Origin of the sequence: Micromonospora sp. MP36 (genome assembly GCF_008119785.1) — a bacterium.
Classification (GTDB): domain Bacteria; phylum Actinomycetota; class Actinomycetes; order Mycobacteriales; family Micromonosporaceae; genus Micromonospora.
The window spans coordinates 128935-152330 of the sequence record NZ_VSFA01000004.1 but is presented as its reverse complement, the minus strand read 5'-3'; the positions used below and the strand labels follow the sequence as shown (position 1 = coordinate 152330).

General features: G+C 73.3%; 24 protein-coding genes and 1 other RNA gene. 5 read left to right on the top strand and 20 right to left on the bottom strand.

Going from position 1 to position 23396, the window contains the following annotated elements:
• Positions 1-43 precede the first annotated feature (43 nt).
• The 10 genes from FXF52_RS07160 to FXF52_RS07115 all read right to left on the bottom strand — a co-directional run bounded on the left by FXF52_RS07160 (position 44) and on the right by FXF52_RS07115 (position 7587).
• Positions 44-1012 carry a hypothetical protein gene (locus tag FXF52_RS07160; protein ID WP_255471781.1) on the bottom strand — a complete coding sequence of 323 codons (969 nt, stop codon included), beginning with the start codon at positions 1010-1012 and terminating at the stop codon, positions 44-46.
• Positions 1006-1338: a PadR family transcriptional regulator gene (locus FXF52_RS07155; RefSeq protein WP_148794641.1), complete on the bottom strand. Its 333-nt coding sequence runs from the start codon at positions 1336-1338 to the stop codon at positions 1006-1008. The genes FXF52_RS07160 and FXF52_RS07155 overlap by 7 nt, the downstream gene beginning before the upstream one ends.
• 76 nt (positions 1339-1414) lie before the next feature.
• Positions 1415-2626 (bottom strand): PP2C family protein-serine/threonine phosphatase, encoded by a 1212-nt coding sequence (locus FXF52_RS07150; protein ID WP_148794639.1) that lies wholly within the window; start codon positions 2624-2626, stop codon positions 1415-1417.
• Positions 2627-2912: 286 nt separating this feature from the next.
• On the bottom strand, positions 2913-3209 hold the full coding sequence (locus FXF52_RS07145; protein WP_148794637.1) for a GYD domain-containing protein: 297 nt from the start codon (positions 3207-3209) through the stop codon (positions 2913-2915).
• A gap of 197 nt (positions 3210-3406) precedes the next feature.
• The gene (gene yidD / locus FXF52_RS07140) at positions 3407-3679 is read right to left on the bottom strand and encodes a membrane protein insertion efficiency factor YidD (protein WP_148794811.1); all 273 of its coding nucleotides are present in this window, start codon (positions 3677-3679) and stop codon (positions 3407-3409) included.
• Positions 3680-3868: 189 nt separating this feature from the next.
• Complete coding sequence (locus FXF52_RS07135; RefSeq protein WP_148794635.1) at positions 3869-4642, bottom strand: phosphotransferase family protein; 774 nt, start codon at positions 4640-4642, stop codon at positions 3869-3871.
• A 187-nt stretch (positions 4643-4829) separates the two neighbouring features.
• Positions 4830-5241, bottom strand: an RNA gene (gene rnpB, locus FXF52_RS07130) — RNase P RNA component class A.
• Positions 5242-5298: 57 nt separating this feature from the next.
• Positions 5299-5496 (bottom strand): hypothetical protein, encoded by a 198-nt coding sequence (locus FXF52_RS07125; RefSeq protein WP_148794633.1) that lies wholly within the window; start codon positions 5494-5496, stop codon positions 5299-5301.
• A gap of 133 nt (positions 5497-5629) precedes the next feature.
• Positions 5630-7081 carry a hypothetical protein gene (locus FXF52_RS07120; protein WP_148794631.1) on the bottom strand — a complete coding sequence of 484 codons (1452 nt, stop codon included), beginning with the start codon at positions 7079-7081 and terminating at the stop codon, positions 5630-5632.
• Positions 7078-7587, bottom strand: a complete 510-nt coding sequence (locus tag FXF52_RS07115; RefSeq protein WP_148794629.1) for a SigE family RNA polymerase sigma factor — start codon at positions 7585-7587, stop codon at positions 7078-7080. Before FXF52_RS07115 ends, FXF52_RS07120 begins: the two co-directional genes overlap by 4 nt.
• A 123-nt stretch (positions 7588-7710) precedes the next feature.
• Between FXF52_RS07115 and FXF52_RS07110 the strand changes: the two genes are divergently transcribed.
• On the top strand, positions 7711-8472 hold the full coding sequence (locus FXF52_RS07110) for a sulfite exporter TauE/SafE family protein (RefSeq protein ID WP_148794627.1): 762 nt from the start codon (positions 7711-7713) through the stop codon (positions 8470-8472).
• Between the two features lie 66 nt (positions 8473-8538).
• Here the strand turns inward: FXF52_RS07110 and FXF52_RS07105 are convergent, their stop codons facing one another.
• The gene (locus FXF52_RS07105; protein ID WP_148794625.1) at positions 8539-9771 is read right to left on the bottom strand and encodes an MFS transporter; all 1233 of its coding nucleotides are present in this window, start codon (positions 9769-9771) and stop codon (positions 8539-8541) included.
• A gap of 53 nt (positions 9772-9824) precedes the next feature.
• Here FXF52_RS07105 and FXF52_RS07100 point away from each other — a divergent pair, with 53 nt between their 5' ends.
• A complete protein-coding gene (locus FXF52_RS07100; protein WP_187413362.1) occupies positions 9825-10304 on the top strand; it encodes a MarR family winged helix-turn-helix transcriptional regulator in 480 nt (159 codons plus the stop codon).
• A gap of 51 nt (positions 10305-10355) precedes the next feature.
• Here FXF52_RS07100 and mctP read toward each other — a convergent pair whose 3' ends face one another.
• The 7 genes from mctP to FXF52_RS07065 all read right to left on the bottom strand — a co-directional run bounded on the left by mctP (position 10356) and on the right by FXF52_RS07065 (position 17218).
• Entirely contained in the window at positions 10356-12011 is a 1656-nt protein-coding gene (gene mctP / locus FXF52_RS07095) for a monocarboxylate uptake permease MctP (protein ID WP_148794623.1), read from the bottom strand.
• Complete coding sequence (locus tag FXF52_RS07090) at positions 12011-12253, bottom strand: DUF3311 domain-containing protein (RefSeq protein ID WP_148794621.1); 243 nt, start codon at positions 12251-12253, stop codon at positions 12011-12013. The genes mctP and FXF52_RS07090 overlap by 1 nt, the downstream gene beginning before the upstream one ends.
• Positions 12254-12406: 153 nt before the next feature.
• The gene (locus FXF52_RS07085) at positions 12407-13627 is read right to left on the bottom strand and encodes a bifunctional RNase H/acid phosphatase (protein ID WP_148794619.1); all 1221 of its coding nucleotides are present in this window, start codon (positions 13625-13627) and stop codon (positions 12407-12409) included.
• 5 nt (positions 13628-13632) lie between these two features.
• Positions 13633-14370 (bottom strand): zinc ribbon domain-containing protein, encoded by a 738-nt coding sequence (locus tag FXF52_RS07080; RefSeq protein WP_148794617.1) that lies wholly within the window; start codon positions 14368-14370, stop codon positions 13633-13635.
• Positions 14360-15232 carry a Nif3-like dinuclear metal center hexameric protein gene (locus tag FXF52_RS07075; RefSeq protein WP_148794615.1) on the bottom strand — a complete coding sequence of 291 codons (873 nt, stop codon included), beginning with the start codon at positions 15230-15232 and terminating at the stop codon, positions 14360-14362. The genes FXF52_RS07080 and FXF52_RS07075 overlap by 11 nt, the downstream gene beginning before the upstream one ends.
• Positions 15233-15408: 176 nt before the next feature.
• Positions 15409-15990, bottom strand: coding sequence for a flavoprotein (locus FXF52_RS07070; RefSeq protein ID WP_148794613.1), 582 nt, complete (start codon positions 15988-15990; stop codon positions 15409-15411).
• Positions 15991-15994: 4 nt separating this feature from the next.
• Positions 15995-17218 carry a helix-turn-helix domain-containing protein gene (locus tag FXF52_RS07065; RefSeq protein WP_148794611.1) on the bottom strand — a complete coding sequence of 408 codons (1224 nt, stop codon included), beginning with the start codon at positions 17216-17218 and terminating at the stop codon, positions 15995-15997.
• A gap of 244 nt (positions 17219-17462) precedes the next feature.
• Between FXF52_RS07065 and FXF52_RS07060 the strand changes: the two genes are divergently transcribed.
• The 3 genes from FXF52_RS07060 (at position 17463) to FXF52_RS07055 (ending at position 19093) form a co-directional block, all read left to right on the top strand.
• Positions 17463-18134, top strand: coding sequence for a bifunctional DNA primase/polymerase (locus FXF52_RS07060; protein ID WP_148794609.1), 672 nt, complete (start codon positions 17463-17465; stop codon positions 18132-18134).
• Between the two features lie 78 nt (positions 18135-18212).
• Positions 18213-18374: a hypothetical protein gene (locus FXF52_RS41520; protein ID WP_187413361.1), complete on the top strand. Its 162-nt coding sequence runs from the start codon at positions 18213-18215 to the stop codon at positions 18372-18374.
• A 461-nt stretch (positions 18375-18835) separates the two neighbouring features.
• A complete protein-coding gene (locus FXF52_RS07055) occupies positions 18836-19093 on the top strand; it encodes a DUF3040 domain-containing protein (RefSeq protein WP_148794607.1) in 258 nt (85 codons plus the stop codon).
• Positions 19094-19138: 45 nt separating this feature from the next.
• On the opposite strand, the gene FXF52_RS07050 is transcribed toward FXF52_RS07055, so the two are convergent.
• The gene (locus FXF52_RS07050; RefSeq protein WP_148794605.1) at positions 19139-20077 is read right to left on the bottom strand and encodes an SWIM zinc finger family protein; all 939 of its coding nucleotides are present in this window, start codon (positions 20075-20077) and stop codon (positions 19139-19141) included.
• Entirely contained in the window at positions 20074-23385 is a 3312-nt protein-coding gene (locus FXF52_RS07045; protein ID WP_148794603.1) for a DEAD/DEAH box helicase, read from the bottom strand. The genes FXF52_RS07050 and FXF52_RS07045 overlap by 4 nt, the downstream gene beginning before the upstream one ends.
• Between the last annotated feature and the right edge of the window lie 11 nt (positions 23386-23396).

Sequence of the window (23396 nt, the reverse complement as noted above, 5' to 3'; positions counted from 1 at the left end):
CGGCCCGGGCCGGCCGCCGCGCAGCGGAGGAGGCCGGGTGCGCTCAGGCGCGCGACGACACCGGCGACGGCGCGGCCACCGGGTCCGCCGGCCGCGCCGCGCCGATGACGTACGCCAGCGCGTACGGGGTGCAGGCCAGGTAGAAGAAGGGTTGCAGCTCTACCAGGTCGCTGATCAGGAAGATCTCCGACGGGGTCGGTCTGGGTAGCCCAAACGACGAGTCGGTCAAGCTGGTGAAGAGCCACAGTGGCGCCGAGATCCGGTCGACGGTGTCGGCCTGCGCCACCCCGTCAACGATGGTCTCCGGACCGCCGGGGATCTGGTTGATCACCATGAGCGCCACCGCAAGGTCGGCGAGGACGAGCGCGCACAGCACGCCGGTCCACCAGGCGGCCCGGGTGCGGCCCCGGCCGGCGAGCATCCCCACGAGGTGGAGCACCAGGGTGAGGCCGGGGAGCCACACCAGCAGGGCCGGCGCGACGCGGATCAGGTCGTCGGTGCTGCTGTTCAAGGCGTACTCCGCACCGACGGCAGTCAGGCCAACGGGCAGCACAATGCCGAGCGCGGTACGGACCGGGCCGGTGCGGGCGCCGCGGACGGCACTGGCGTAGGCGAGCCGGGCCAGCAGTATCGCGAGGCCGGCCGTGAGGACGGCCAGGATCGACGGCTGGGCGTCGATCAGCCACTGCGCCGGGGCAAACGCCTGGTTGACCGCGATGTTCATCAGCAGGCCTGAGGCCAGAATGATGACCAGGCAGGCCGGCGGGGCCAACAGCAGGGTGGCGGCCGTCCGGCGGGCCCGGGCGTCGAACCGGGGCCGGTCGACGACCGGCTCGCTGGCGCGGCTGACGGCCAGGCTGGCGGCGAAGCGCAGCATCCGCCACCGCTGGCCGCGCTCGGCCAGCACGTGCAGCTCGGCCTGCCACTCCCGGGACAGCTCGTCGTGCAGCTCCGCCGGCCAGCGGCGCACCGCCGACCGCAACAGGAATCCGGCCAGCCGCCGGGTCACCACGCGGGGACCCCGGTCGGCTCGGCGCCGCCCCAGGACGTCCCGCCGTCGGGGGCGAGGGCCCGCAGCTCGGCCAGCGCCTGCCGGGCGGCGTGTACCCCCTCGGCGGTGAGCAGGTAGTAGCGGCGCGCGGGCCGACCGGCGGTGGCCGGATCGACCTCCTCCCAGTCGGCGGCGAGCCAACCGGCCGCCTGGAGTCGGTGCAGAACCGGGTAGAGGGTGCCGCTGGGCAGGCCGGTGAGCTTCATCAGGTCGAGCCCGTAGCGGGGGGCCTCGGCGTCGGCGAGGAGCGCCGAGAGCACCTTCGCCACCGGAATCGTCATCCGCATGGCGGCACTGTATCGGATTTCTATATAGGGTGGAGTGCCACCGGGCGCGCGGTGTCGAGTGGACGGTCGCCGGGTCCTAGCTGGGCAGCCGGCGGATGGCCAGCAGGGCGATGTCGTCGACCGGGTGCTCGGCGTCGAGCAACGCCATGACGGTGCCGCACACGGTCTCGGCGGCGGCCAGCGGCACAGCGGCCATCAGCCGGGCGAAGCCGACGTCGAGCAGTTCGCCACGACGCTCGACGAGCCCGTCGGTGTAGGACACCAGGACCGCGCCGGGCGGGAAGTCGATCGTGGTGGTGTGCCGCTCGGGCTGCCGGGGGCCGGTGCCGAGGGGTGGATCGATCCGGGCGGAAAGCATGACATTCGGCTGGCCCGGGACGGCCAGCACCGGGCGGGGGTGTCCGGCCAGGGCGACGCGCACGGTGGCGCCGTCGGGGGAGATCATCGCGTACAGCGCCGTGGTCAGGCTGCCGGCCTCGAAGTGGACCACCTTCCGGTCGAGCAGCGTCAGCGCCTCGGCGGGATCGTCGCAGACCAGCGCGTACGCGCGCAGGGCGCTGCGGATCCGGCCCATCACCACGGCCGACCGCAGCCCGTGACCCGACACGTCACCGACGACCACACCCACCCAGCCGGAGGGGAGGGTGAAGACGTCGTACCAGTCACCGCCGACGCCGGAGGCGTGACCGGGCACATACCGGGCGGCCATCTCGATACCGGGCACCTCGGGCAGTTCGGTGGGGATCAGGCTGCGTTGCAGCGCCAGCGCGGCGGCCTGGTCCAGCGTGCTCGCGCGGGCCCGGCTGGCCAGGCTGACCCGGTCAGCCACGAGTTCCAGCAGGCGGACGTCGTCGGGGGTGAACCGGCGCGGCGTGAGGGTGCCGACGTGCAGGACACCGACGAGGTCACCGCGCGCGATGATCGGTACGCCCAGCAGGGACTGCACACCGGTCCGCAGCAGGATCGGGTTGACCACCTTGTCCGGGGTGACCTGCTCGATGACCACCGGTTGCCGGGTGAGGGCGATCCGGCCGGCGAAGCCTCGGCCGACCGAGACCCGGAAACCCTGCCGCACCTCCTCCTCCACCCCCTTGGCCGCGGTGGCGACCAACTGCTGGGCGCGTGGGTCGAGCAGGAGGATGGCGGCCGTGTCGACCTCCAGCAGGTCGCGGACCCGGTCGAGGAGTTCGTCGAAGAGGTCGGCGACGTCGAGGCGGGAGAGCGTGGCATCGGTCACCGCCTCGATGCGGCGCAACCGCTGCTCGTCCCTGCTCTCCGCGCGAACCACCCCAGGATCGTAGTTGTATCCCCGCAACCTTCGCCCGTCGCGCGCCCTGGCCGAGACCCATCCTCCGCAAGCGGCGCCTCGTCCAGGCCGACGGCGGCCAGTGGCGCGAGCACAGCGGTGAGGCGGCCACGCAACCGCCGAGGTGAGGCACCCGACACTCAACCTATCGTCGGCGCGCGATCGCCCCAACGACGCGTGGCTGCGACTCGTTATGCCAGCTCCGCCCTGGACGCGATGGCTGGGTCGGGCCGCCGGGCGCCGCCATCCTGGCAGTGTGTGGAAGGCCTTAGCCAGCGGCTTTGGCGATGATGCGATCCATCTCCTCACGATCGAAGGCCCGCAGGGTCGTGGTACGGACGTTGCCCGCCCCGCCGAGCTGCAGGAGCGCCGCGCCGGCGGTTTCGTCGTCGGGCGCCTCGACCACGGCCACGAGGTCGTACGGACCGACGGTCCAGTAAATGTTCAGGAGATTCGCCCCGAGATTCTGGGTTGCTGCGGCGAAGGCCTCGGCGCGCTTCGCGGTGTCCTTGTAGCCTCGGATCCCCTGATCGGTCCAGTTCAGCAACGCGATATACGTCGGCATGGTCCTTCACCTCCATGAAGAGACCTCATCATAGGGCCAATTCCGGGCATAATGGCCGAAATCTGCATCGTCCCTATGGCGCCCCTATCGGAGCCGACGAGGAAATGGTCGAGGAGACCCGCCGGGAGGGGCTGCCGTACGCGACCGGCCGGGAGCGCGTCCAGGCCCTGGCCGTCAAAGCCGGACCAGCCGCGTTTTCATGCACGCCCGGCTGGCAGCGGCACCGGGTCGGGGGTGCCAAACGCGACGATTGGCCGGCATCGGATCAGCCGGCGGTGGATCATCCGGCAGCCTCGCAGGACGCCGTATTGCTCGATAGCCGCTAACCCAAACGCGCTGCACGTTGGCACGAACCTGCACCGCGCCGCCGTGCGCGACGAGATGTGCTGCCGATACCCCTTGACCAGGCCGATAGCCAGCCGGGTAGGGACGCTCGCAGACGGCGACCATTCCGCCGATGGGCTGGCCATTACCCCCCACACCGCACGGACGATTACCTCCGGCAACGACAACCAGGCAGCCAAGTCAGCCCTGCCGTCGGTGCAGGCGTAGCAGCACGCGCCACATGGTGGCTCCGCAACCGGCATGTCCCACCTCCGTGCCTCAGCGACCATAGGTGATCATGCAGAACGGAGCGCGTCAAAGCTGTTCGGCTATGCCTAAGTACCCAGCCGGTGCTCAGCCGCGTTGAGCCGGCGGACCCATGCTTGCGCCTCGCCCGACCCTTCCGCCGCGTCGGCGAAGCAGAGGAATCCTTGTACGACCACGGCGGGTAAGACCGTCATCAGGTGTTCGGCAGCTCCGTAGGCGGCGATCACGGCCGGCCATTGGGATGGGTCGACGGACGACAGCAGGAGCCAGGCGAGGTCGACGACGCCGGGGGCGGCCGAGACGTCTTCCCAGTCGAGAAGTGCCAGTTCCCCGTTCGGGCCGGTGCGGACGTTGCGGGCGGACGCATCGCCGTGCACGAGGGTGAGCGGACCTGCCGAGGCGATGTCCTGCTCGGCCTTTGGCACCTGCCCGACAAGCCGCTCAGCAAGCCTTCGTAGGTTGGCAGGTAGGTCAGGGCGTGCTGCCAGCATTGGCATCGTCTGGTCGAACAGGTCGCCGACGAGGTCAGCTGCTGCACCTACCGGGCGCAACCACGGCCACTTCAGCGGAGCCTGCCCGGCCCATTGCTGATGCATGCGCGACAACAGGTGGGCATGTGCGATCGGGTCGGCTCCCGGTTGCCATGCGGAGAGGTCTTCGAGGACCAGCGTCGTGCCTTCCGGGGTTATCTCGGAGTGAAGGCAGTTGGGCACTCGGACGCCCACGACAGGCGCGATCTCGCGATAGAAGCGCACTTCGGCACGGAACATGTCCAGGACATCGGGAATCGAGCCTGGCTCTGGCAGGCCGCGGCGCTTCACAAACCCGTGCACCGCGCCCATGTTACGAGGGGTCCTCGAAGCAGGGTGACCGTGCGACGTGTCGGCGATGCCGCTCCGCGGCCGTCGCTGGGCCGTCTGGGCAGTGACCGGGCCGGCAAGCGCCGACCAAAGACGACCAACGAGGACCAGTAGCACCCGAGGAACCAGCAGGTCAGCCACCACGTAGGGCGGCTGACCTGGTGGGCGACGGACGAGTCGACCTGTACGCCGGATTCTGTGACCGACGCGGCCCGGAGGCGCGTCGGCGGCGGCCATCCATCTCGGCCTACCGTCGCCGGCAGGCTCCAGCGGCCTACCCGCAGACATCGGGCGGGCAGCCCTCAAGCGTCTGCGCGGACCATCGCCTCGCGGCGAGGATCCTTTCTTGGCCTTGCTCCGGGTGGGGTTTACCGAGCCATCCCGGTCACCCGGGATGCTGGTGGGCTCTTACCCCACCGTTTCACCCTTACCGTCCCGTTTCGGGGCCGGCGGTCTGTTTTCTGTGGCACTGTCCCGCGGGTCGCCCCGGGTTGCCGTTAGCAACCACCCTGCCCTGTGGAGTCCGGACGTTCCTCGGCAACGGGCCGTGAGCCCGTCGACGCGACCGCCCGGTCGACTCGTCCGTCGCGTCCATCATCCTAACGACGCCAGCGCCGCCGCCATTTCCCGGTCGGCGGTCAGCGCACGTCGATCGTCACCACACCCAGACCGGCGTACGCCTTGGGCGTCTCCGTCAGCACCGGGCGCCCCTGGGGCCATTCCGGATCGGGACGCCCGAGCACGACGGCGTGCGCCAGCCGCCAGTCCACGCCCTGCTTGACTAGCCGCCCGACGGCGAGAGCCCCGGAGCAGCGCAGCTCCACGACGTCCAGCACCGGAAGGGCACCGACGTGCTCGCCCAGCGCAGGCCGGTGGGCGGCAGCGCCCGCCAGGCAGGAGCGCAGGTACGTACAGCTGTCTGCGGTGCTCCCGGTGCGCCTGCACGACCGCCACCGTTCCGGACAGCCCCTACCAGTTCGAGACGAGCGGCTCGTTGAAGACCCGCTCACCGGAGGCGCGCTCGAGCAGCGGCCCGTAGCAGCGCACCGCACCGTTCCGATCGAGCCCGCGCAGCATGACCACGCTTCCGACGGGCAGGGCGAGCAGGGCAGCGCCGCCGGCCACCGGCGCGCTCGCCCGGACCGCTCCGTCGGCGACCGCCTCGATCCGCGTCACGCCCTTGCACGGCACGACGAGCAACTGCCCGCCGAGCACGGCCCGATCGCCGTCGCGGACCGGCACCCGGACCGCCAGCAGGTCGTCCGCCGGGCCGTAACCGGTGGCGACCAGTGGTGGCCGCAGTGGGCCCGCAGGCGCTGGCGCGGGGTCGGTCGGGGCGGGGTCCTGGTCGGTGGCGAGGGCCAGCAGCGGGCCGGCGCCGGTGTCTCCGGTCAAGAGCAGAGTGGGGCCTTCCCGGTCCTGGGTGGCGAGGAGCACCGCCTCGCCGCCCTGCGCGTCGAGTCGGCCGGACCACCGGATCGCCGGCCGCGCCGCGTCGACCAAACCGGCCTGGCGGGCGAGGGCTTGGTACACCTGCCCAGCCTGCCGGGCGACCGTCGGGTTGGGCGGTTCGGCGGTCGGTGCCCAACGGCCGTCGTCCGGATACGTCTCGTCGGCGTTGCCGGCGCGGTCCGTCTCGGCGAACCACATCGGTCCCTCCTGCCGGACCTGTCCGTCGCACTCGACTCGCCACCAGCCGTCGCTGGCGGCCTGCTCGACCAGGAGATAGCCGTCGGTGGGCTGGGCCTGCCACTGCCGCCGCAGGCCGGACTGCCCGGCGTAGGCGGCGCGGCCCAGGGAGATGCGACAGCCGGCCGGGGCGAGGCCGAGCAGCCACTGCTTCTGCGCGCCGGGCATCCCGGAGGTGGCGGTGAGGAGGTTGAACGGCTCGACCCGCCCGTTGCTCTGCCCGTCGCCGCGCAGCAGCCGCGCCGGTGACGCCCCGGCCGGGCCCTCCCTGGTCACCAGCGCCGCCGCCGTCGCCGAGTGGTAGGCCAGCACCACCTGCCGGAACCCGGCGGACTCGTCGGCGTAGAGCACCTTCACCTTCGGCAGGTCCGCGGCCATCCGCACCTCGTCGCGTCCGTGGTCGAAGAGCCGGGCGACCTCGGCGACGAACGCCTCGTCCCCGGCCAGGCTGCCCCGAGTCGGCGAGTTGATCAGACGCCAGCTCCATGGCGAGTCGATCCGGTGGCCGTGGCCGAGTGGGAGGTCGTCGGCCCGGTGGTGCAGGCCCGCGGGGCTGAGCGCCGGTCCCGCCAGCGCCGCCGCCAGGACCGCAGCCACCGTCGCCGCGAAGCCGGCGAACCGGCGCCGCCGGCGCCGCCGCGCGTGCCGCAGCAGCCGCTCGTACGGATCGGGGTCGGGCACTACGGCTTCGGCGATCTTCGCCAACCCGGCCCGCAGTTCGTCCACGCTCATGCCCGCTCCCCCAGCAACCCGCCGGCCACCCGCGGCCTCGGCGCGGCCAGCACCTCCCGGAGCCGGGCCAGCCCGCGGGCCGCCTGGCTCTTCACCGTTCCGACGGAGCAGCCCATGGCCGCCGCCACCTCCGCCTCCGGCAGGTCCTCCCAATAGCGCAGCACCAGCACGGTGCGCATCCGGACCGGCAGCCGGTCCAATGCGGCGAGCAGTTCGTCCCGGATCGCCAGCCCGTCGGTGCTGTCCGGGGCCGCCCGATCCGGCACCGTCGCGGTGAGCAGCTCCCGCAGCCCGAGACGGCGCCAGCGGCTGGTCCGCTCGTTCACCATCGCCCGGCGCACGTACGCCATCGGCTCCTCGACCCGTCGCCAGTGCCGCATCACCTTGAGCAGCGCCTCGTGCACCAGGTCCTGGGCGGCGTCGCGGCTGCCGGTCAACAGGTACGCGGTGCGCAGCAGGTCGGCGTAGCGGACCTCCACGAACTCGCGGAACTCCGGGTCATCCACCGCTGGACCCCCCGTGGTGACCACACACGGCTCGCTCCCTTCGTCAGGCCCATTCGCAGGGAACGACGCGGGAGGGTATCGAAAGGTTGAGTTCCCGAGGGGTCGTACTAGCCTCTGGTGACCATGGACCTCTCGGACGCCGCGCTCCTGCTCGCCGCCGGTCTCGCCGCGGGCACGGTGAACGCGGTGGCGGGAGGCGGCTCCCTGATCACCTTCCCGGCCCTGATCGCGACCGGCCTGCCGCCGGTGCCCGCCAACGTCACCAACTCGGTGTCGGTCTTTCCCGGGTACGTGGCCAGCGTCGCCGGCAGCCGGATGGACCTGCCGCGCGGGCGGCAGCTGTGGATCCTGCTGCCCACCACGGTGGTCGGCACGGGGATCGGCTGCCTGCTGCTGCTGGCCACCCCGGCGCGGGCGTTCGAGCTGGTGGTGCCGTTCCTGGTGCTGGGCGCGACCGCCGTCCTGGCCTTTCAGGACCCGCTCCGCCGGCTGGTCGGCCACCCGGCCGACCTCAGCCCGCGCCGCCGTACCGTCACCGTGCAGGCCATGGTCGCCGTCGGCTCGGTGTACGGCGGCTACTTCGGCGCGGCGCTCGGGGTGATGCTGGTGGCCTGCCTGGCCCTGGTGCTGGACACCACCCTGGCCCGGGTCAGCGCCGTCAAGAACCTGCTCTCGGCCGTGGTGGGGCTGACCACGCTGGTGGTGTTCGCGCTCTTCGGCCCGGTCCAGTGGGCGGCGGTCGCGGTGGTCGCGCCGGCCACGCTGGTCGGCGGGTACGCGGGCGCCCGGTTGCTCCGCCGCCTCCCGCCGGTGGTGCTGAAGGCCATCATCGTGGTGTTCGGCACGGTGATCGGCCTCTATCTGCTCTGGCGCGCGCTGCGCTGACCCCGGACACCGAACCGCCCCGGCGCAACGCTGCGCCGGGGCGGTTCGACCAGGAGGGACAGTGGCTCAGTACGCCTCGCCGACCGGCTCTTCCGGCGCGTGCTCGGCGCCGCGGGCGGCCCGGTTCCACCGGGACCAGAGCACGCGCTCGCCGTAGCCGGCGGCCATCACGTGCGCGAAGGCGAGGTAGACCAGCACGCCGACGGCGAGCACCCCGAAGCCGACCCAGAACGGCATGGCCAGCCCGTGCTCGGCGAGCTTGCCGGAGATGATCGGGGCGGGCGCGGCGGCACCCCAGCGGACCAGGTTGAACGCGCCGGTGGCGACCCGCCGGTCGCTGGAGCCGAGGCCGAGCGCCAGGTCGGTGAGGTTGGCGTTGGCCAGGCCCATGAACAGGCCGGACAGCACCAGGATCACCAGCGACTCGGTGGTGCCTGACGAGGTGGCGAAGAGCACCATGCAGACCAGCAGGCCGGCGATGGCGACGCCGACGGTCTGCACCGCGCCGATCCGGTGCGCCAGCCGGTGGCCGATCAGCAGGATGCCGGCGGCCAGGCCGAGGCCCCAGCCGGTGAAGGCCAGGCCCAGCGGGATGACGTCGAGGTGCAGGAAGAGCGGCGTGTAGCCGAGCACCACGAAGAAGACGAAGTTGTACGCGGCGGTGACCACGCAGAGGGTGACGAACGCCGGCTTGCGGTAGGTCGAGAAGATCTCGCCGACGCGTACCGGGGCCTGCTTGCGGGCCGGCTCGCGGAGCTTGCGCGACGCCACGGCCAGCGCGAGCACCATGAAGACGCCGCAGACGAAGAAGGGCAGTCGCCAGCTCACCTCACCGAGCAGGCCACCGAGCAGCGGGCCGACGGCGAAGCCGAGGCCGAGTGCGGTCTCGAAGAGGCCGACCACCCATTCCCGGTCGTTGGCCAGGTTGACCAGCACCACCATGGCGGTGGCGAAGAACATGGCGTTGCCCAGCCCCCAGACGCCGCGCAGCACGGAGAGCTGCACGATGTCGTTGCTGAACGACGCGAGGATCGCGGCCAGGCCGACCACGGAGACGCCGGTGATGAGCACCGGCTTGAAACCGAACTTCCCGCTGGCCAGGGTCGCCGGGATCATGCCGACGGCCATCACCGCGATGTACGCGGTGAACAGCAGCTCGACCTGCCAGGCGGTGACGCCGATCGCCTCGCCGATGGCCGGCAGGATCGGGTCCACCACGGCGATGCCGGCGATGGCGAGGAAGGCCACCAGCGTGGTGGCGTAGATGGCACTGCGGTTGGGTTCGGATCGCCGATCCACTCCGCCTCCCAGATAGCTGTATCGTACAGGTAATTTGGTTGTATCATACAGCTATGACGGACGACCACACCACGGGAATGACCCAGGACGAGGTCACCCTCGGCCGGATCGAGACCGAGATCGCGCTGCTGATGCGGCTGGGCGAGGCGACCCGCCGGGCCACCGGCACCGCCGAGCACCGGGTGCTGGACCGGGCGGCGTACGTGATCCTGCGGCACCTGGACAGCGCCGGCCCGCAGAACGTCTCGGCGCTGGCCGCGCGGCTGAACCTGGACGGCTCCACGGTCACCCGGCAGGTCTCCGCCATGCAGCGCGACGGCCTGATCGTCCGTACGCCCGACCCGGCCGACGGGCGGGGCACGATGATCTCCCCCACCCAGGCCGGGCTGCAGCGGATGGCCGCCGTCCGGGCGGCCCGCACCCGGCTCTACGGCGACATCCTCGCCGGCTGGACCGGCGAGGACCGGGACACCCTCGCGGAGATGCTGCACCGCCTCAACGAGGCGTTGGAATCGCGCAACCGACGCCGCTGACCGCACGGCGAGGCCCCCGGCCGCCGCGGCGACCGGGGGCCTCGGCGCACCTCAGGCGACCGGCTCCGGGGCGGAGTCGGCGTCGCGGGTGGGGCCGGGGGTGAGCCGGGGGTCGCCCTCGTCGGCGAAGTAGTCGTTCGGGGTGGTGCCGTCCACCCCGTCGGCCACCTTGCCGGCCCGCAGCACCAGGGTGAGCAGCGCGGCGACGACCAGGTTGACCAGCACGGCCACGATCCCGACGTAGATCGTCTTCTTGGTGTCGAAACCGAACTCGGAGAGCGGGAAGGCCGAACCGGCGAAGTGCTTCTTCCCGGTCGCCGGGTTTCCGACCTGGTAGAGCATCCACATGCCGAGCGCCATGCCGGCCACCCAGCCGGCGATCAGCGCGCCGCGGTGGAACCAGCGGGTGTAGAGGCCCAGCGCCACCGCCGGCAGCGTCTGGAGGATGATCACGCCGCCGATCAGCTGCAGGTCGATGGAGAACTGCGGGTCGAGGAAGACGATGCAGGCGACCGCACCGACCTTCACCACCAGCGAGGCGATCTTCGAGACGTTCGCCTCCTGCGCCGGCGTCGCGTCCCGCTTGAGGTACTCCTTGTAGATGTTGCGGGTGAACAGGTTCGCCGCCGCGATCGACATGATCGCCGCCGGCACCAGCGCGCCGATGCCGATGGCCGCGTACGCGACCCCGGCGAACCAGTCCGGGAACTGCGCATCGAAGAGCCGCGGCACGATCGTGTTGGTGTCGAAGCTGCCCTCCTTGGTCCCCGCCAGCGGGGTCACCTTGGCCGCGATGGCCATGTAGCCGAGCAGCGCGATCAGCCCGAGCAGCAGGCTGTACGCCGGCAGCGCGGACATGTTCCGCTTGATCACGTCGCGGTTCCGGCTGGCCAGAACGCCGGTGATGCTGTGCGGGTAGAGGAAGAGTGCCAGCGCCGAGCCGAACGCCAGGGTGACGTACTGGAGCTGGTTGTTGGCATTGAGCAGGATGCCGTCACCCGGCGCGGGGGACGCCTGAAACTTCGCGTCCGCCGCGTCGAAGATGCTGCCCCAACCGCCGAGCTTGTACGGCAGGTAGAAGACCGCCACCAGGATCACGATGTAGATCAGCGAGTCCTTGACGAAGGCGATCAGCGCCGGCGCGCGCAGCCCGGACTGGTAGGTGTAGGCCGCCAGGATGGCGAACGCGACGATGATCGGCAGGTGCCGGGCCAGGGCGCTCTCCCCGGTGACCCCCATGGTCTTGAGCACCGCCTCGATGCCGACCAGCTGCAGCGCGATGTACGGCATGGTCGCCACGATGCCGGTGATCGCGACCAGCAGGGCCAGGATCGGCGAGTCGAACCGGCTGCGCACGAAGTCGGCCGGGGTGACGAAGCCGTGCCGGTGCGACACCGACCAGAGCCGGCAGAGCACCAGGAACACCATCGGGTAGATGACGATGGTGTACGGCACCGCGAAGAACCCAGCCGCGCCGGCCCCGAAGATCAGCGCCGGCACCGCCACGAAGGTGTACGCGGTGTAGAGGTCACCGCCGACCAGGAACCAGGTGATCCAGCCGCCGAAGCTGCGCCCGCCCAGCCCCCACTCGTCCAGGTGCGCCATGTCGCGCGGCGCCCGCCACCGGGCCGCCACGAACCCCATGGCGCTGACCAGCAGGAAGAGGACGGTGAAGACGATGATCTCGGTCAGGTGGTCGCGCCACATTATCGCTCACCCCGCTTCTTCGTCATCTGGTAGACGAGCGTGGTGGTGCCGACGCCGAGCAGGATCCAGGCCAGTTGCAGCCAGTAGAAGCGCGGAAACCCGAAGATCCGGGGTGAGTCGGCGTTGAAGAAGGCCGGGATGAGCGGCACCACGATCGGTATGAAGAGCAACCAGTTCCAGGGACTGTGATCCTTCGCCCTGGATCGCGCCGTGGTCGGCGCCTCCGGTTCGGGTGCTGCCATGTGACACACCTCCGGGAAGTTGTAACTCGCCATGTGACGGCCGGAGGCTACGACCCTGTGAGCCCGGTCACGTTCAGCCGGACAGCGGCGATGCGCCGAGCGGCCACCCGCGTGCGCCGAACGGCGACGACGAGCGGCCGGACGGTTGCGAGGTCAGCCGGAGGTCAGGTGGGCGGTGTCGTTGACCGACCGGACCGCGACGCCGCCATCCGGGTACAGGTCGAGCACCGAGACGCCCGCGGTGTCCAGGTAGAGCCGGTGCAGGAAGGCGTCGCCGGCCGCGAGGGCGTCGCGCAGCACCAGCTTGATCGGCGAGACGTGGGAGACCACCACGACGGTCTCCCCGGGGTACGCCGTACGCAGCCGCTCGACCGCCCGGCCGGTCCGCTCGGCGACGGCGGCGAACGACTCGCCCTCGGGCGGGGCGATCCGGGTGGAGGCGAGCCAGGCGTCCAACTCCCCCGCCCAGCCCTCGCGTACCTCGGCGAAGGTCCGCCCCTCCCAGACCCCGAAGTCGCACTCGATCAGGTCGTCGTCGAGGCGTACCGGCGGGTTGCCGACCAGGGCGGCGATCGCCTCGGCGGTGGCCGTACAGCGGGACAGGGGCGAGCTGACCACGGCCGCGACCGACGGCGCGAGGGCGGCCACCCGCGCGGCGGTGGCCCGGGCCTGGGCCCGGCCCCGGTCGGTGAGCGGGACGTCGCCGCGGCCGGAGTACTGCTTCTGCACGGTCCGCTCGGTCTCACCGTGCCGGACCAGGATCAGCCGGGTGGCGCTCTCGGTTGGGCGCGGCTCCCAGGAGGCGGGCGTGGTGGCCGGGTCGGTGCCGGTGGCCCGGTCGGTGGCGGCGCGGGCGGCGACCTCGCGGGCCGCGGCCCGGGCGGCCGAGTCGGGGCCGGCGACCTCGCGCGGCGGCTCCACGATCCGGGGCGTGGCGACGACCGGCCGGGCCGGGGCCATCCCGGCGGCCGCGTCCATCGCCGCGTTGGCCAGCGCGTCGGCGTGCTGGTTGCGCTCCCGGGGCACCCAGGTGAACCGGACGGCGGCGAACCGGGCGACCAGGCCGGCGGCCTGCGCGGCGAGCGGCCGCAGCCCCGCGTTCTTGATCTGCCAGCGGCCGCACATCTGCTCGACCACCAGCTTGGAGTCCATCCGGGCCTCGACCTCGGCCGCGCCCAGGTCGGCGGCGGCCTCCAGCCCGGCGATCAGGCCCCGGTATTCGGCGACGTTGTTGGTGGCCGTGCCGATCGCCTCGGAACGCTCGGCCAGCACCTCCCCGGTCGCCGGGTCCCGGACCACCGCGCCGTAGCCGGCCGGCCCCGGGTTGCCCCGGGACCCACCGTCGGCCTCGACGACGACCGCGCGCACCGCCACGGCGGTCAGAGGCCCGACTCGGCGGTCCGGACCATGATCCGCCGGCACTCCTCGCAGCGCACCACCTCGTCCGGCGCCGCCTTGCGGATCCGGGCCAGGTCGGCGCCGGAGAGCTCCAGCCGGCAGCCGCCGCAGCGGGCACCGGTGAGCAGCGCGGCGCCGAGCCCGGTGTCCTCGCGGATCCGGTCGTAGAGGGCGACCAGGTCGGCCGGGAGGTCGCCGGCGAGCGGCTGGCGGGCGCTGCGCTTGAACTCCTCCTCCTTGGCGATCTCGGCCAGGCTCTCGTCGCGCCGCTGCTCGGTGGCGGCCCGCCGGTCCCGGGCTTCGGCGATCCGCCGCTCGACGCCGTCGAGCACCCCCTGCGCGGTCTCCCGCTGCTCCATCAGCTCCAGCTCGGCGTCCTCCAGGTCGCTCTGCCGGCGGTTCAGCGAGACCAGCTCGTGCTGGATCGCCTCCAGCTCGCGGGCCGGCCCGGTGCCGGACGCGAGCCGCGCCTCGTCCTTGCTCTTGCGCGCCCGGACCTGGTCGACGTCCTTCTCCAGCCGGGCGATGTCCCGGTCCAGGTCGTCGACGGCCACCTGGGCCCGGACCCGCTCGTCCTCCAGCGCGGAGAGCTCCCGGGCGAGGGCCTCCAGCTCCGCCCGCTCGGGCAGCGACCGGCGGCGGTGGGCGAGCTGGGCGAGGGCGGTGTCGATCGCCTGCAGATCGAGCAGCCGGCGCTGCACCTTCGGGTCAGCCTTCACGGTCGGGACTCCTTGTCGTCCGGTCGGGTGCGGCGGCGTGCACGGTCCACGGGTCGGTGTCCAGGTCGGACACCACGGTCTCGACGCCCAGCTCGTCCCGCAGGTGGGCGGCCAGGTCGTCCAGCCACGGTCGTTCGGTCGCCCAGTGGGCGGCGTCCAGCAGGGCCGGGCCGCCGGCGGCGAGGTGCTCACCGGCGGGGTGGTGGCGCAGGTCGGCGGTGAGGAGCGCGTCCACCCCGGCGGCGGTCGCCTCGGCGAGGAAGCTGTCCCCCGAGCCGCCGCTGACGGCGAGGGTACGAACCATACGCCCGGGATCCCCGGCGGCGCGAACACCCCACGCGGTGACGGGCAGCACGGCGGCCGCGTGCCGGGTCAGCTCGGCCAGGGTCATCGGGGCGGGCAGCTCGCCGATCCGGCCGATCCCCCGTCCCGGGCCGTCGGCGGGTGACCCGGGCCGGGGCCGGTGCAGGGGGCGCAGCGCGGTCAGCCCGAACCGGGCGGCGAGGGCGTCGGAGACGCCCGGGTCGGCCACGTCGGCGTTGGTGTGCGCCACGTACAGCGCCACGTCCGCCTTGATCAACCGGTGGACGATCCGCCCCTTGTACGTGGTGGCGGCGACCGAGGAGACCCCGCGCAGCAACAGCGGGTGGTGGGCGACGATCATGTCGGCCCCGGCGGCGAGCGCCTCGTCCACCGTCTCCGGCACCACGTCCACCACGCAGGCGATCCGGCGTACCGGGGTGGTGGGCTCCCCGAGCACCAGGCCGACCCGGTCCCACTCCTCGGCCCACGCCGGCGGGTAACGGCGGTCCAGCGCGGCCACCACGTCGGCGACGGTGGGCGGGGATCCGGTTGTGCTCACGGCCGGCCAGCTTACCGGCGTCCGGCCCCGGCCAGGCGCCAGACGGAACCTCCTGTCCACGGAACGCCCGTCATCCGCCCTCCGAAGCGGGGGCGACGCCGGGGCCCGGACGGCCGGCGGGAGCGGGCCGGCCGGCCCGACGGTGCGGCCCAGCCGGCCGGTGCGGCCGAGGCGGCTCAGCCGACCGGGGCGGCCGGGCGCGGCGTGCCACGCAGCGCCGCGAGGCCGACCTCCCAGGGGAACGCGTCCAGGTGCCGCTCACCGGTGCCGGGTGGGTGCAGCGGGACGACGTGGTCGCCGAAGACCACCCGCACCCCCCACTCGCGCAGCCGGTCCAGGCTGGCCCGGAACGCCGGGTGCGCGGCCATCGCCGAGTTGGTGTACGGGACGGCCGCGATCGACACGTCCAGGCCCTGCGCCTCGATCAGCAGCCCCAGGGCGAGCGTGTCGGCGATGCCGGCCGCCCACTTGTTGACCGTGTTGACCGTCGCCGGGCAGACCAGCATCGCGTCCGCCGGCGGCAGCACGTCCGGGTCGCCCGGGTTCTTGTAGTGGGTGCGTACCGGGTGGCCGGTCTGCCGGGCCAGCGAGGTGCGGTCGATGAACTTCGCGCCGTCCGGCGTGGTGATCAGGCAGACGTCCCAGCCGTCCTCCTGGGCGAGGTCGACCAACCGGCCGACGTGGCGGGACAGCGGCGAGCCGCAGGCGATGACGTAGAGCACCCGGCGACGCCGGTGACTGAGGTGCGGACTGTTCATCCGCTCATACTCCGACTCCCATGTGCTCAGCCAACTCCGCGATCGGCGGAGGCGGCGCACCCCGTGTGCGACGGAGCACGTCGGACATCACCTCGTGGGCGATCGGCCGGCAACGGATCTCGGACGGTGCGAGCCGGTCACCGAGCAGCAGCATCTCGCCCGCGTTGGCGACGTCACCGATCTGGGCGTAGCCGCGGGCGATGTCGAGCAGGTGGTGCGCGCGGCGCTCGGGCAGCAGCGCGTTGAACGCCGGCTCGGGAATCCGCTGGTGGATCTCCACCGCGCGGCCCCCGTCGCCGAGTTCGACCGCGGCGGCGGCCCGGTGCAGCTCCAGGTTGGTCGGGCCGAACGAGGTCCAGTAGTGGTTCTGGTCGCTGCCCAGCAGGGTGGCCGCCTCCTGGGCGCCGGCGAGCAGGTCGTCCACCGTCGCGGAGTCACCGATGCGGGCCGCGGCCATCGTCCCCTGGAGCAGCAGCATGCCGTAGACGGAGAGCTGCTCCGGAGAGGCGTCGCCGGTGCCGGGGGCGAGCCGGTTGGCGATGTTGACGTTGAGTTCCAGCGCCGGCCGGGACCGGCCCATGGCCGCGAGCGCGTTGCAGACCCGGGTGGTGGCGACACCGGCCAGCAACTGGTCGTCGGCCCGCTGGGCGACCGCCATCGAGCGGTCGGCGGCCAGCCAGGCCAGGTCGCACTCGCCGAGCTTGCGCAGCACCGAGGAGGCGATCTGATAGACCTGCCCGAGCAGGTGGGCGGCGTCCCGGGCCTGCTCGTCGTCGTAGCCGGCGTCGGCGGCCTGGGCGTCACGTAGCAGCTTCGGCAGGGCGCGGGTGAGCATCCCGTAGCGGCCGTACTGGTAGGTGAGCCAGGCGTGGCTGACCGCCTTGCGCATGTCGACCAGCGGGGGCGGGTACGGCGCCGCGTCGAAGTAGGCGGTCATCGAGTCGTACCGCTCGAGGGCGGCCCGGATCTCCTCGACCTCGACCTGGTCGATGCAGTTGAGGGCGTCGGTACGCCGCTCCGGGTCCTTGCCGAGGAGCAACTGGACGTCGACCTGGAGGATGTCGGCGATCTCGTAGAGGACGGAGAACTTGTCCAGCCGCCGGACGCCGCGCTCCACCTTGTCCACCCAGCTCTTGGACTTGCCGAGCCGGTCGGCGAAGACCTGTTGGGACATCTTGCGCCGCCCCCGCCAGTACGCCACCCGGCGGCCTATGGGTAGTTCGTCCATCTCGCCATCCCTCCCCCTGCCTGCGTCCGGCTGATCTGCCCCGGTCGACGACCGCAACCGCCCGTCGGTCTTCAGGTTTTCCCTGGTCGCACAGTCTGTACGTCAGCCGTACGGTCAGTCCTCGTAGTTTCCGTGCAAGTTGCATCAGCCGTTCGTCAACTAAACGACCGTGGGTTACGGCAGTGACGGCGTTCGACGTGCGACACAGGACCGTCCAGCGCGGACTAGAGGGGATGTGGCACACATGTGGGGGAATGTCGGACCGCGCGTGGCTCACCTGTCGCCTCTGGAACGGGTCCGGCTCCGCCGGGTCGCCGTCCGGTACGCCGCCCACGGCTGGGAGGTGACGCCCGGGGCCTGCCTGGCCAACAGCCGCTTCGTCTGCGGCCGGGCCGGCTGCCCCACCATCGGCTGCCATCCCGTGCTGGAGAACTGGGAGCACGCCGCCACCGCCGACCCGGCGCGGGTGGCCACCTGGTGGCGCAGCCGGCCGCACGGGGTGCTGCTGCCCACCGGGCGCGCGTTCGACGTGCTGGAGGTCGCGGCCCAACTCGGCCGGCAGGTGCTGGACACGCTCGCGACCCACCCGGCCGGCTTCGGCGTACGGGGGCCGGTCCTGGTCACGCCCACCGGCCGCTGGATGTTCCTGGTCCGCCGCGGCGACCCGCTCCGGCCGGAACTGGAGCACTGCTTCCACGTGGTCCGGCACGGTGGCGGCTCGTGGATCCCGGCACCGCCGACCCGGCTGCCGGAGGGGACGGTGCGCTGGGCGGTCGCCCCCGAGCAGGCGCGCTGGCAGCTTCCCGACTCCTACCTGGTGCAGAACGCGCTGATCAACGCGTTACGGGCGGCCGGCGTCACGCTCACCTCCGACCTGCTCCCGGGCCAGCTTCCCCTCCCCCGGCGCGGCTGCTGACCGGCGGCAGCGACTTCTCCGGTGCCGGACTCGTTGAACTCCGGTGACGGCGCGTTCGCGCCAGAGCGGGGGTTGAGCATGTCCAGGGACGACGCGGACCGCCACACCGGCGGCACCGAACCCTCTCCGCACCGCCACCGCCCGCGCCGCTGGGCCGGCACCCGCCCCTGGGGCACCCGCCCCGGCCGCCCCCGCCCCACCGGCTCCCGCCCCAGCACCACCCACCGCCCCCTCCGCTGACTGTGAGGCTGGCCTGGTCCCCCGCTTCGTCGGGTGCCGGCACGTCCCCGAACCGTGTAGGCGCCGGGCCGGCGACGGTTGCCGGAGGAATCGCCTCGGGTGGTAGCCACGCCTCCCCGAGGGCGCAACGGCACGCCGGCGGCGCGACCGCGGCCACTTGAGACGGTGCTCAGAGAGCCCGGTGCGGGGCCACCGGCACGCCCTGCCGGCGGCATCGGTTCCGGGAGCAGGGCCGACCGGGGCGACGACCGCCGGGACGTGACGTTTCGACCGTGGTAGTCCGTTCGCGCCGTTCGGAGGCTGAACGAAACGTGCGGCCCGGACAAGCCTGCGCTGCGGCCGCCCGACCGGAAGATGCGGACCCGCCCGGCCCGTCGAAGTGGCGGCAGCAGCAGCGCGTGACCCGCCTCCGTTACGGGTATGCCGCGGGACCGCTGAAGCCGTGAGGGGAAGGCACCGCCATGCTCAGCAAAGAGGATCAGCGCAGGTTCGAACAGATCACCCGCCAGCTGCGGGAGAGCGACCCGCAGTTCTTCGCCCGGCTCGATCACCGGGCCCGGGGCCGCCGAGGCCGGTATCTGATGCTGTTGACGATCGTGCTGTGGGCCTCGCTGCCGGCGATGACCGTACTGGCCGGCCGGATGGCCGGCGCGATCTGCGCCGTGGTGCTGCTGGCCAACGCCGGGCTCATGTGGCACTTCCGGCGACGCTGGCTATGACCGCGCCGATCGTCCCGCCGACGCCGGGACACCGGTCGCGGGCGCTCAGTGTGCCGAGGCGTCCGGATCCGTCGACGCACGGCCGAACTCCCGGTACGCCCGGCGCAGCCGCTCGACCAGGCCGGGGCCGCCGATCGCGGCCCCCGGCGGGGCAAGCTGGCGCAGCAGCAGCTCCGGTCCGGTCGCCAGGGTGGGTGGCCGGTCGGGCAACGGCGCCGGGGGGAGCCAGAACCGGTCCAGCGCGTCGGCCGGCTCGGCCGCCGGCAGGCCGTCGAGCACCCGTCCCGCGCCGGCGACGGGACGCTCCGTCGCGAGCCGGGCACGGGCGTCCGCCGGGCCGGCCGGTGCGCCCGTCTCCACCGCCGGCTCGGCTGCGGCGACGCCCCGCAGCGTACGCAGCCGGTCGAGCAGCTGGGCCCGGCTCCGGCCGCGCCAGTGCAGGAGCTGGAACGGGTCGGCGTCGAACGCCTCGGCGAGCAGGTAGAAGCTGGCCGCCAGGTGCTTGCACGGGACGGCGAAGTCGGGGCAGCCGCAGTGCTGGTCCAGTTCGTCCACACCGGCCGGGAAGAGGGGCGCGCCGGCCTCGGCGAACAGCTCCTCCAGCTCGGCCGGCAGGTCACCGGCGAGCAGCCGGGCGCTGAAGAATGCCTGCCCGGCCAGGTCCGCCTCGATCCGATCCCAGACCTCGTCCGGGTACGCCGCCAACCCGATCCGCACCGGGTACGGCTTGGGCCGCGAGCCATGCACGCTGGCGGTCACCAGCCCGGGGGCGACGTCGAGCCGGAGCACCTGGCCCCGGCGCGCGTACGCGCGACCCCGGGTGAGCCGGGTGCCGAGCGCGAACGACTCCAGCACCTCCAGGAACCGCCGGGACCACCAGGAGCGCCCGATCGCGCCCCGGGTGCTGCGCGCCCTCAGGCCACCCTCGACCCGGCGCGGCGGCCCGAACTCCGCGAACCGCGACCCTCCGTCCGGGCTGGTCACTCCACCACCGCCCCGGCCTCCAAGGCGAACAGCTCGCGCAGGGTGTCGGTGGACAGCTCGGTGACCCACTGCTCGCCGCTGCCCACCACCCGCTGGGCGAGGCTCCGCTTGTCCGCGATCATCGCGGCCACCTTCTCCTCGACCGTGCCGGCGCACACGAACTTGCGTACCTGCACCCGGCGCCGCTGGCCGATGCGGAACGCCCGGTCGGTGGCCTGGTCCTCGACGGCCGGGTTCCACCAGCGGTCCACGTGGACCACGTGGTTCGCCGCGGTCAGGGTCAGCCCGGTGCCGCCGGCCTTGAGCGACAGGACGAACAGCGGCGGGCCGTCCGCGGACTGAAACCGGGTCACCATGGCGTCCCGCTCGGCCTTGCGGACGCCGCCGTGCAGGTAGAGCACCTCCCGGCCGGTACGCGCCGCCAGGTGCCCGCGCAGCATCCCGCCGAACTCGGCGTACTGGGTGAAGAGCAGGGCCTTCTCCCCCGCCGCGAGGACCTCGTCGACGATCTCCTCGAGCCGCTCCAGCTTGCCGGAGCGACCGGGCAGGGCGGAGCCGTCGTGCAGCAGCTGGGCGGGGTGGTTGCAGACCTGCTTGAGCCGGGTCATGGTGGCGAGCACCAGGCCGCGACGTTCCATCCCGTCGCTGGACTCGATCTTCGCCATCATGTCGTCGACCACCGCCCGGTAGAGCGCGGCCTGCTCGGCGGTGAGGTTGCAGAGCACCTCCATCTCCAGCTTCTCGGGCAGGTCGGAGATGATCGACGCGTCGGTCTTGAGCCGGCGCAGCACGAACGGCCCGGTGATCCGGCGCAGCCGCCCGGCCACCTCGGCGTCGCCGTGCCGCTCGATCGGCTCGGCGAACTTCTTCCGGAAGGTGGCGGCCGGGCCGAGCAGGCCGGGGTTGGCGAACTGCATGATCGACCAGAGGTCGGCGAGCCGGTTCTCCACCGGCGTACCGGTGACCGCGACCCGGTGCCGGGCGGGCAGCGACCGGACCGCCTCGGCCTGCCGGGTGGAGGCGTTCTTGATCGCCTGCGCCTCGTCCACCACCACCCGGTACCAGTCGATCCCGGCCAGGTCATACGCGTCGCGAGCGGCCACGGAATAGGTGGTGAGGACCAGGTCCGCGGCGTGCACTGCCGCCGCGAACGCCTCGCCCCGGGCCCGCTCGGCCCCGTGGTGCACGTGTACGCGCAACCCGGGCGTGAACCGGGCCGCCTCCCGCTGCCAGTTGCCAACCAGCGACATCGGACAGACCAGCAGCGTCGGCCCGGCCTCCGGCGGATCCCCGGCGAGCAGCGCGAGCAGCTGCACGGTCTTGCCCAGCCCCATGTCGTCGGCCAGGATCCCGCCCAACCCGAGCGACTGGAGGAACGCGAGCCACGCCAGCCCGCGTCGCTGGTACGGCCGCAGCGTCCCGGCGAACCCCGGTGGCGGGTCGGCCGGGGTGAGCCGCCGCTCCGCCTCACCGGCCAGCAGCTCGCCCAGCGCGCCGTCGGCGGTGACCTCCAGCACGGGCAGCGCGTCGGGGCGGTCGGCGCCGGCCAGCCCCATGCGCAGCAGGTCGGCCACGGTCAGCTCGCCGGCCGAGCGGAGCAGCCGCAGCCCGGCGGCGAGCCGGTCCGGGTCCAGCTCCACCCAGCGCCCGCGCAGCCGGACCAGCGGAGACTTCAGCTCGGCCAGGGCGGCCAGCTCGTCGGCGGTCAACGGCTGGTCGCCCAGGGCCACCTCCCAGCGGTAGTCCACCAGGGCGTCCAGGCCGAGGCCGCCGGCGGCGACGGCGACGGCGCCGGGGGCGGTCCGGCTGCGCGCCCGCAGCCGCGCGCCCAGGCGGGACGACTGCCGCCGCCACCAGGACGGCAGCAGCACCCCGAACCCGGCCGCGTGCAGCACCGGCGCTCCCTCCCGGAGGAACCGGTGCGCGCCGTCCGCATCCAGCTCCATCCCCTCCGGCGCGGCGGTGCGCAGCGCGTCGTCCAGCTCCGGCCAGAGCCGGCTGGCCCGGCCCAGCTCGGCGAGGAGGGTCTCCTGAGGCTCGATCCGGTGGTCGACGAGGGCGGGTGCCGAACCCCGCCAGATCTGCGCCGCGTCGACCACCAGGCCCGGCTCGTCGGCCGGGTGCAGCCCGAACTCGAGCTGCCAGGACCCCCCTTCGACCAGCTCGGCGACGGGGTCAACGGGCGGCTCCACCAGGCGGAAGACCCCGCGTACGCGGCCACCGGCGGCGTCGCGCTGCCAGGCGTCCAGCTCGGTCCGCAGGGTGTCCAGGGCGGCCGGCTCGGCGGGGAACGCGCGCTCCGGCCCGGTGAGCGCGGCCAGCCAGCGGGGCACCGGCCCGCCCGGGCGCATGCCGCGGTGCAGCACGGTGTCGGCGAGGGCCGCCCGGGCGGCCGCATCGGTCAACGCGTCCAGCGCCTCGGCCACCAACTCCCCCGGCCCGGCGCCGTCCGCGTGCCCCGGCGCGGCACCGGAGCCGGACGGGTGCCCGGGCGCGGACCGGGCAGCGGACCCGGCCGCGCGGCCCGGCCCCGAGCCGACGCCCGGCTCGGCCGCGACACCGGGCGGCGTGACCGCCCATTCGACGGCGGCACGCGCGGCCGGGGGCAGGGCGCCGGCCAGCGAGCGCGCCCAGGCCGCATCCGTGCCGGTGAGCAGGGGCCGCCAGACCGCCAGCGCGGTCACCACGTCGGAGTCGTCCACCGCCCGCAGGTGCCGCCGGACCGATCCGGTGCCGTGCGCGCCGGCGGAGTCAACCGCCCGTGGACGACGCCGGGCGGATCCGGTGCCGCCGGTCCGGTTCGCGGGGCCGGACTCGCCCGGTGACTGCGGGTCGGATCCGGCGGCGAGGTCGACCAGGCCGGGCAGCACCCGGCCGCGGGCGACCAGGTCGGCGGCGAAGTCGGCCAGCTCCGCCAGGTGGCGCAGGGTGGCGCCGGGCACCGCGTCCCCCAGGTCCAGCGCGCGGAGCAGGGCGAGCGCGGCGTCCGGGGCGTACGCCAGGGCCGGGACCCGCCAGCCGGCTCGGGTGACCGGGCCGCGGACCGGCTCCCCGACGGTGGTCCGGACCAGCTCCGGGGAGTCCACCGGTGAACCGGCCCGGGTGGGCAGGGCGAGCAGCACGGACGCCGGCTCGGCCGGCGGGTCGCCGAGCGTGGCGGTGAGGCTGCCGTGGTCGGCGGCGAAGGGATGCGGGCGCTCGCGTGGCGTGCGGCCCGGACGGCGCGGGGCCCGGGCCGGGCGGGTGCTGTCCTCGGCCCAGACGGCGAGCCCGCGGCCGGACAGCCACAGCCCGTGGATGACCAGCACGCACTCCTCCT

Excerpts from the sequence above, each read along its gene's own strand:
- yidD (WP_148794811.1), bottom strand. The coding sequence starts at position 3,679 with ATGGCCAGCCCATCGGCGGAATGGTCGCCGTCTGCGAGCGTCCCTACC.
- FXF52_RS07060 (WP_148794609.1), top strand. The coding sequence starts at position 17,463 with ATGTGGGGGAATGTCGGACCGCGCGTGGCTCACCTGTCGCCTCTGGAA.
- mctP (WP_148794623.1), bottom strand. The coding sequence starts at position 12,011 with ATGTGGCGCGACCACCTGACCGAGATCATCGTCTTCACCGTCCTCTTC.
- FXF52_RS07145 (WP_148794637.1), bottom strand. The coding sequence starts at position 3,209 with ATGCCGACGTATATCGCGTTGCTGAACTGGACCGATCAGGGGATCCGA.
- FXF52_RS07120 (WP_148794631.1), bottom strand. The coding sequence starts at position 7,081 with ATGAGCGTGGACGAACTGCGGGCCGGGTTGGCGAAGATCGCCGAAGCC.
- FXF52_RS07135 (WP_148794635.1), bottom strand. The coding sequence starts at position 4,642 with ATGGGCGCGGTGCACGGGTTTGTGAAGCGCCGCGGCCTGCCAGAGCCA.
- FXF52_RS07065 (WP_148794611.1), bottom strand. The coding sequence starts at position 17,218 with ATGGACGAACTACCCATAGGCCGCCGGGTGGCGTACTGGCGGGGGCGG.
- FXF52_RS07070 (WP_148794613.1), bottom strand. The coding sequence starts at position 15,990 with ATGAACAGTCCGCACCTCAGTCACCGGCGTCGCCGGGTGCTCTACGTC.
- FXF52_RS07055 (WP_148794607.1), top strand. The coding sequence starts at position 18,836 with ATGCTCAGCAAAGAGGATCAGCGCAGGTTCGAACAGATCACCCGCCAG.
- FXF52_RS07110 (WP_148794627.1), top strand. The coding sequence starts at position 7,711 with ATGGACCTCTCGGACGCCGCGCTCCTGCTCGCCGCCGGTCTCGCCGCG.
- FXF52_RS41520 (WP_187413361.1), top strand. The coding sequence starts at position 18,213 with ATGTCCAGGGACGACGCGGACCGCCACACCGGCGGCACCGAACCCTCT.
- FXF52_RS07100 (WP_187413362.1), top strand. The coding sequence starts at position 9,825 with ATGACGGACGACCACACCACGGGAATGACCCAGGACGAGGTCACCCTC.
- FXF52_RS07155 (WP_148794641.1), bottom strand. The coding sequence starts at position 1,338 with ATGCGGATGACGATTCCGGTGGCGAAGGTGCTCTCGGCGCTCCTCGCC.
- FXF52_RS07090 (WP_148794621.1), bottom strand. The coding sequence starts at position 12,253 with ATGGCAGCACCCGAACCGGAGGCGCCGACCACGGCGCGATCCAGGGCG.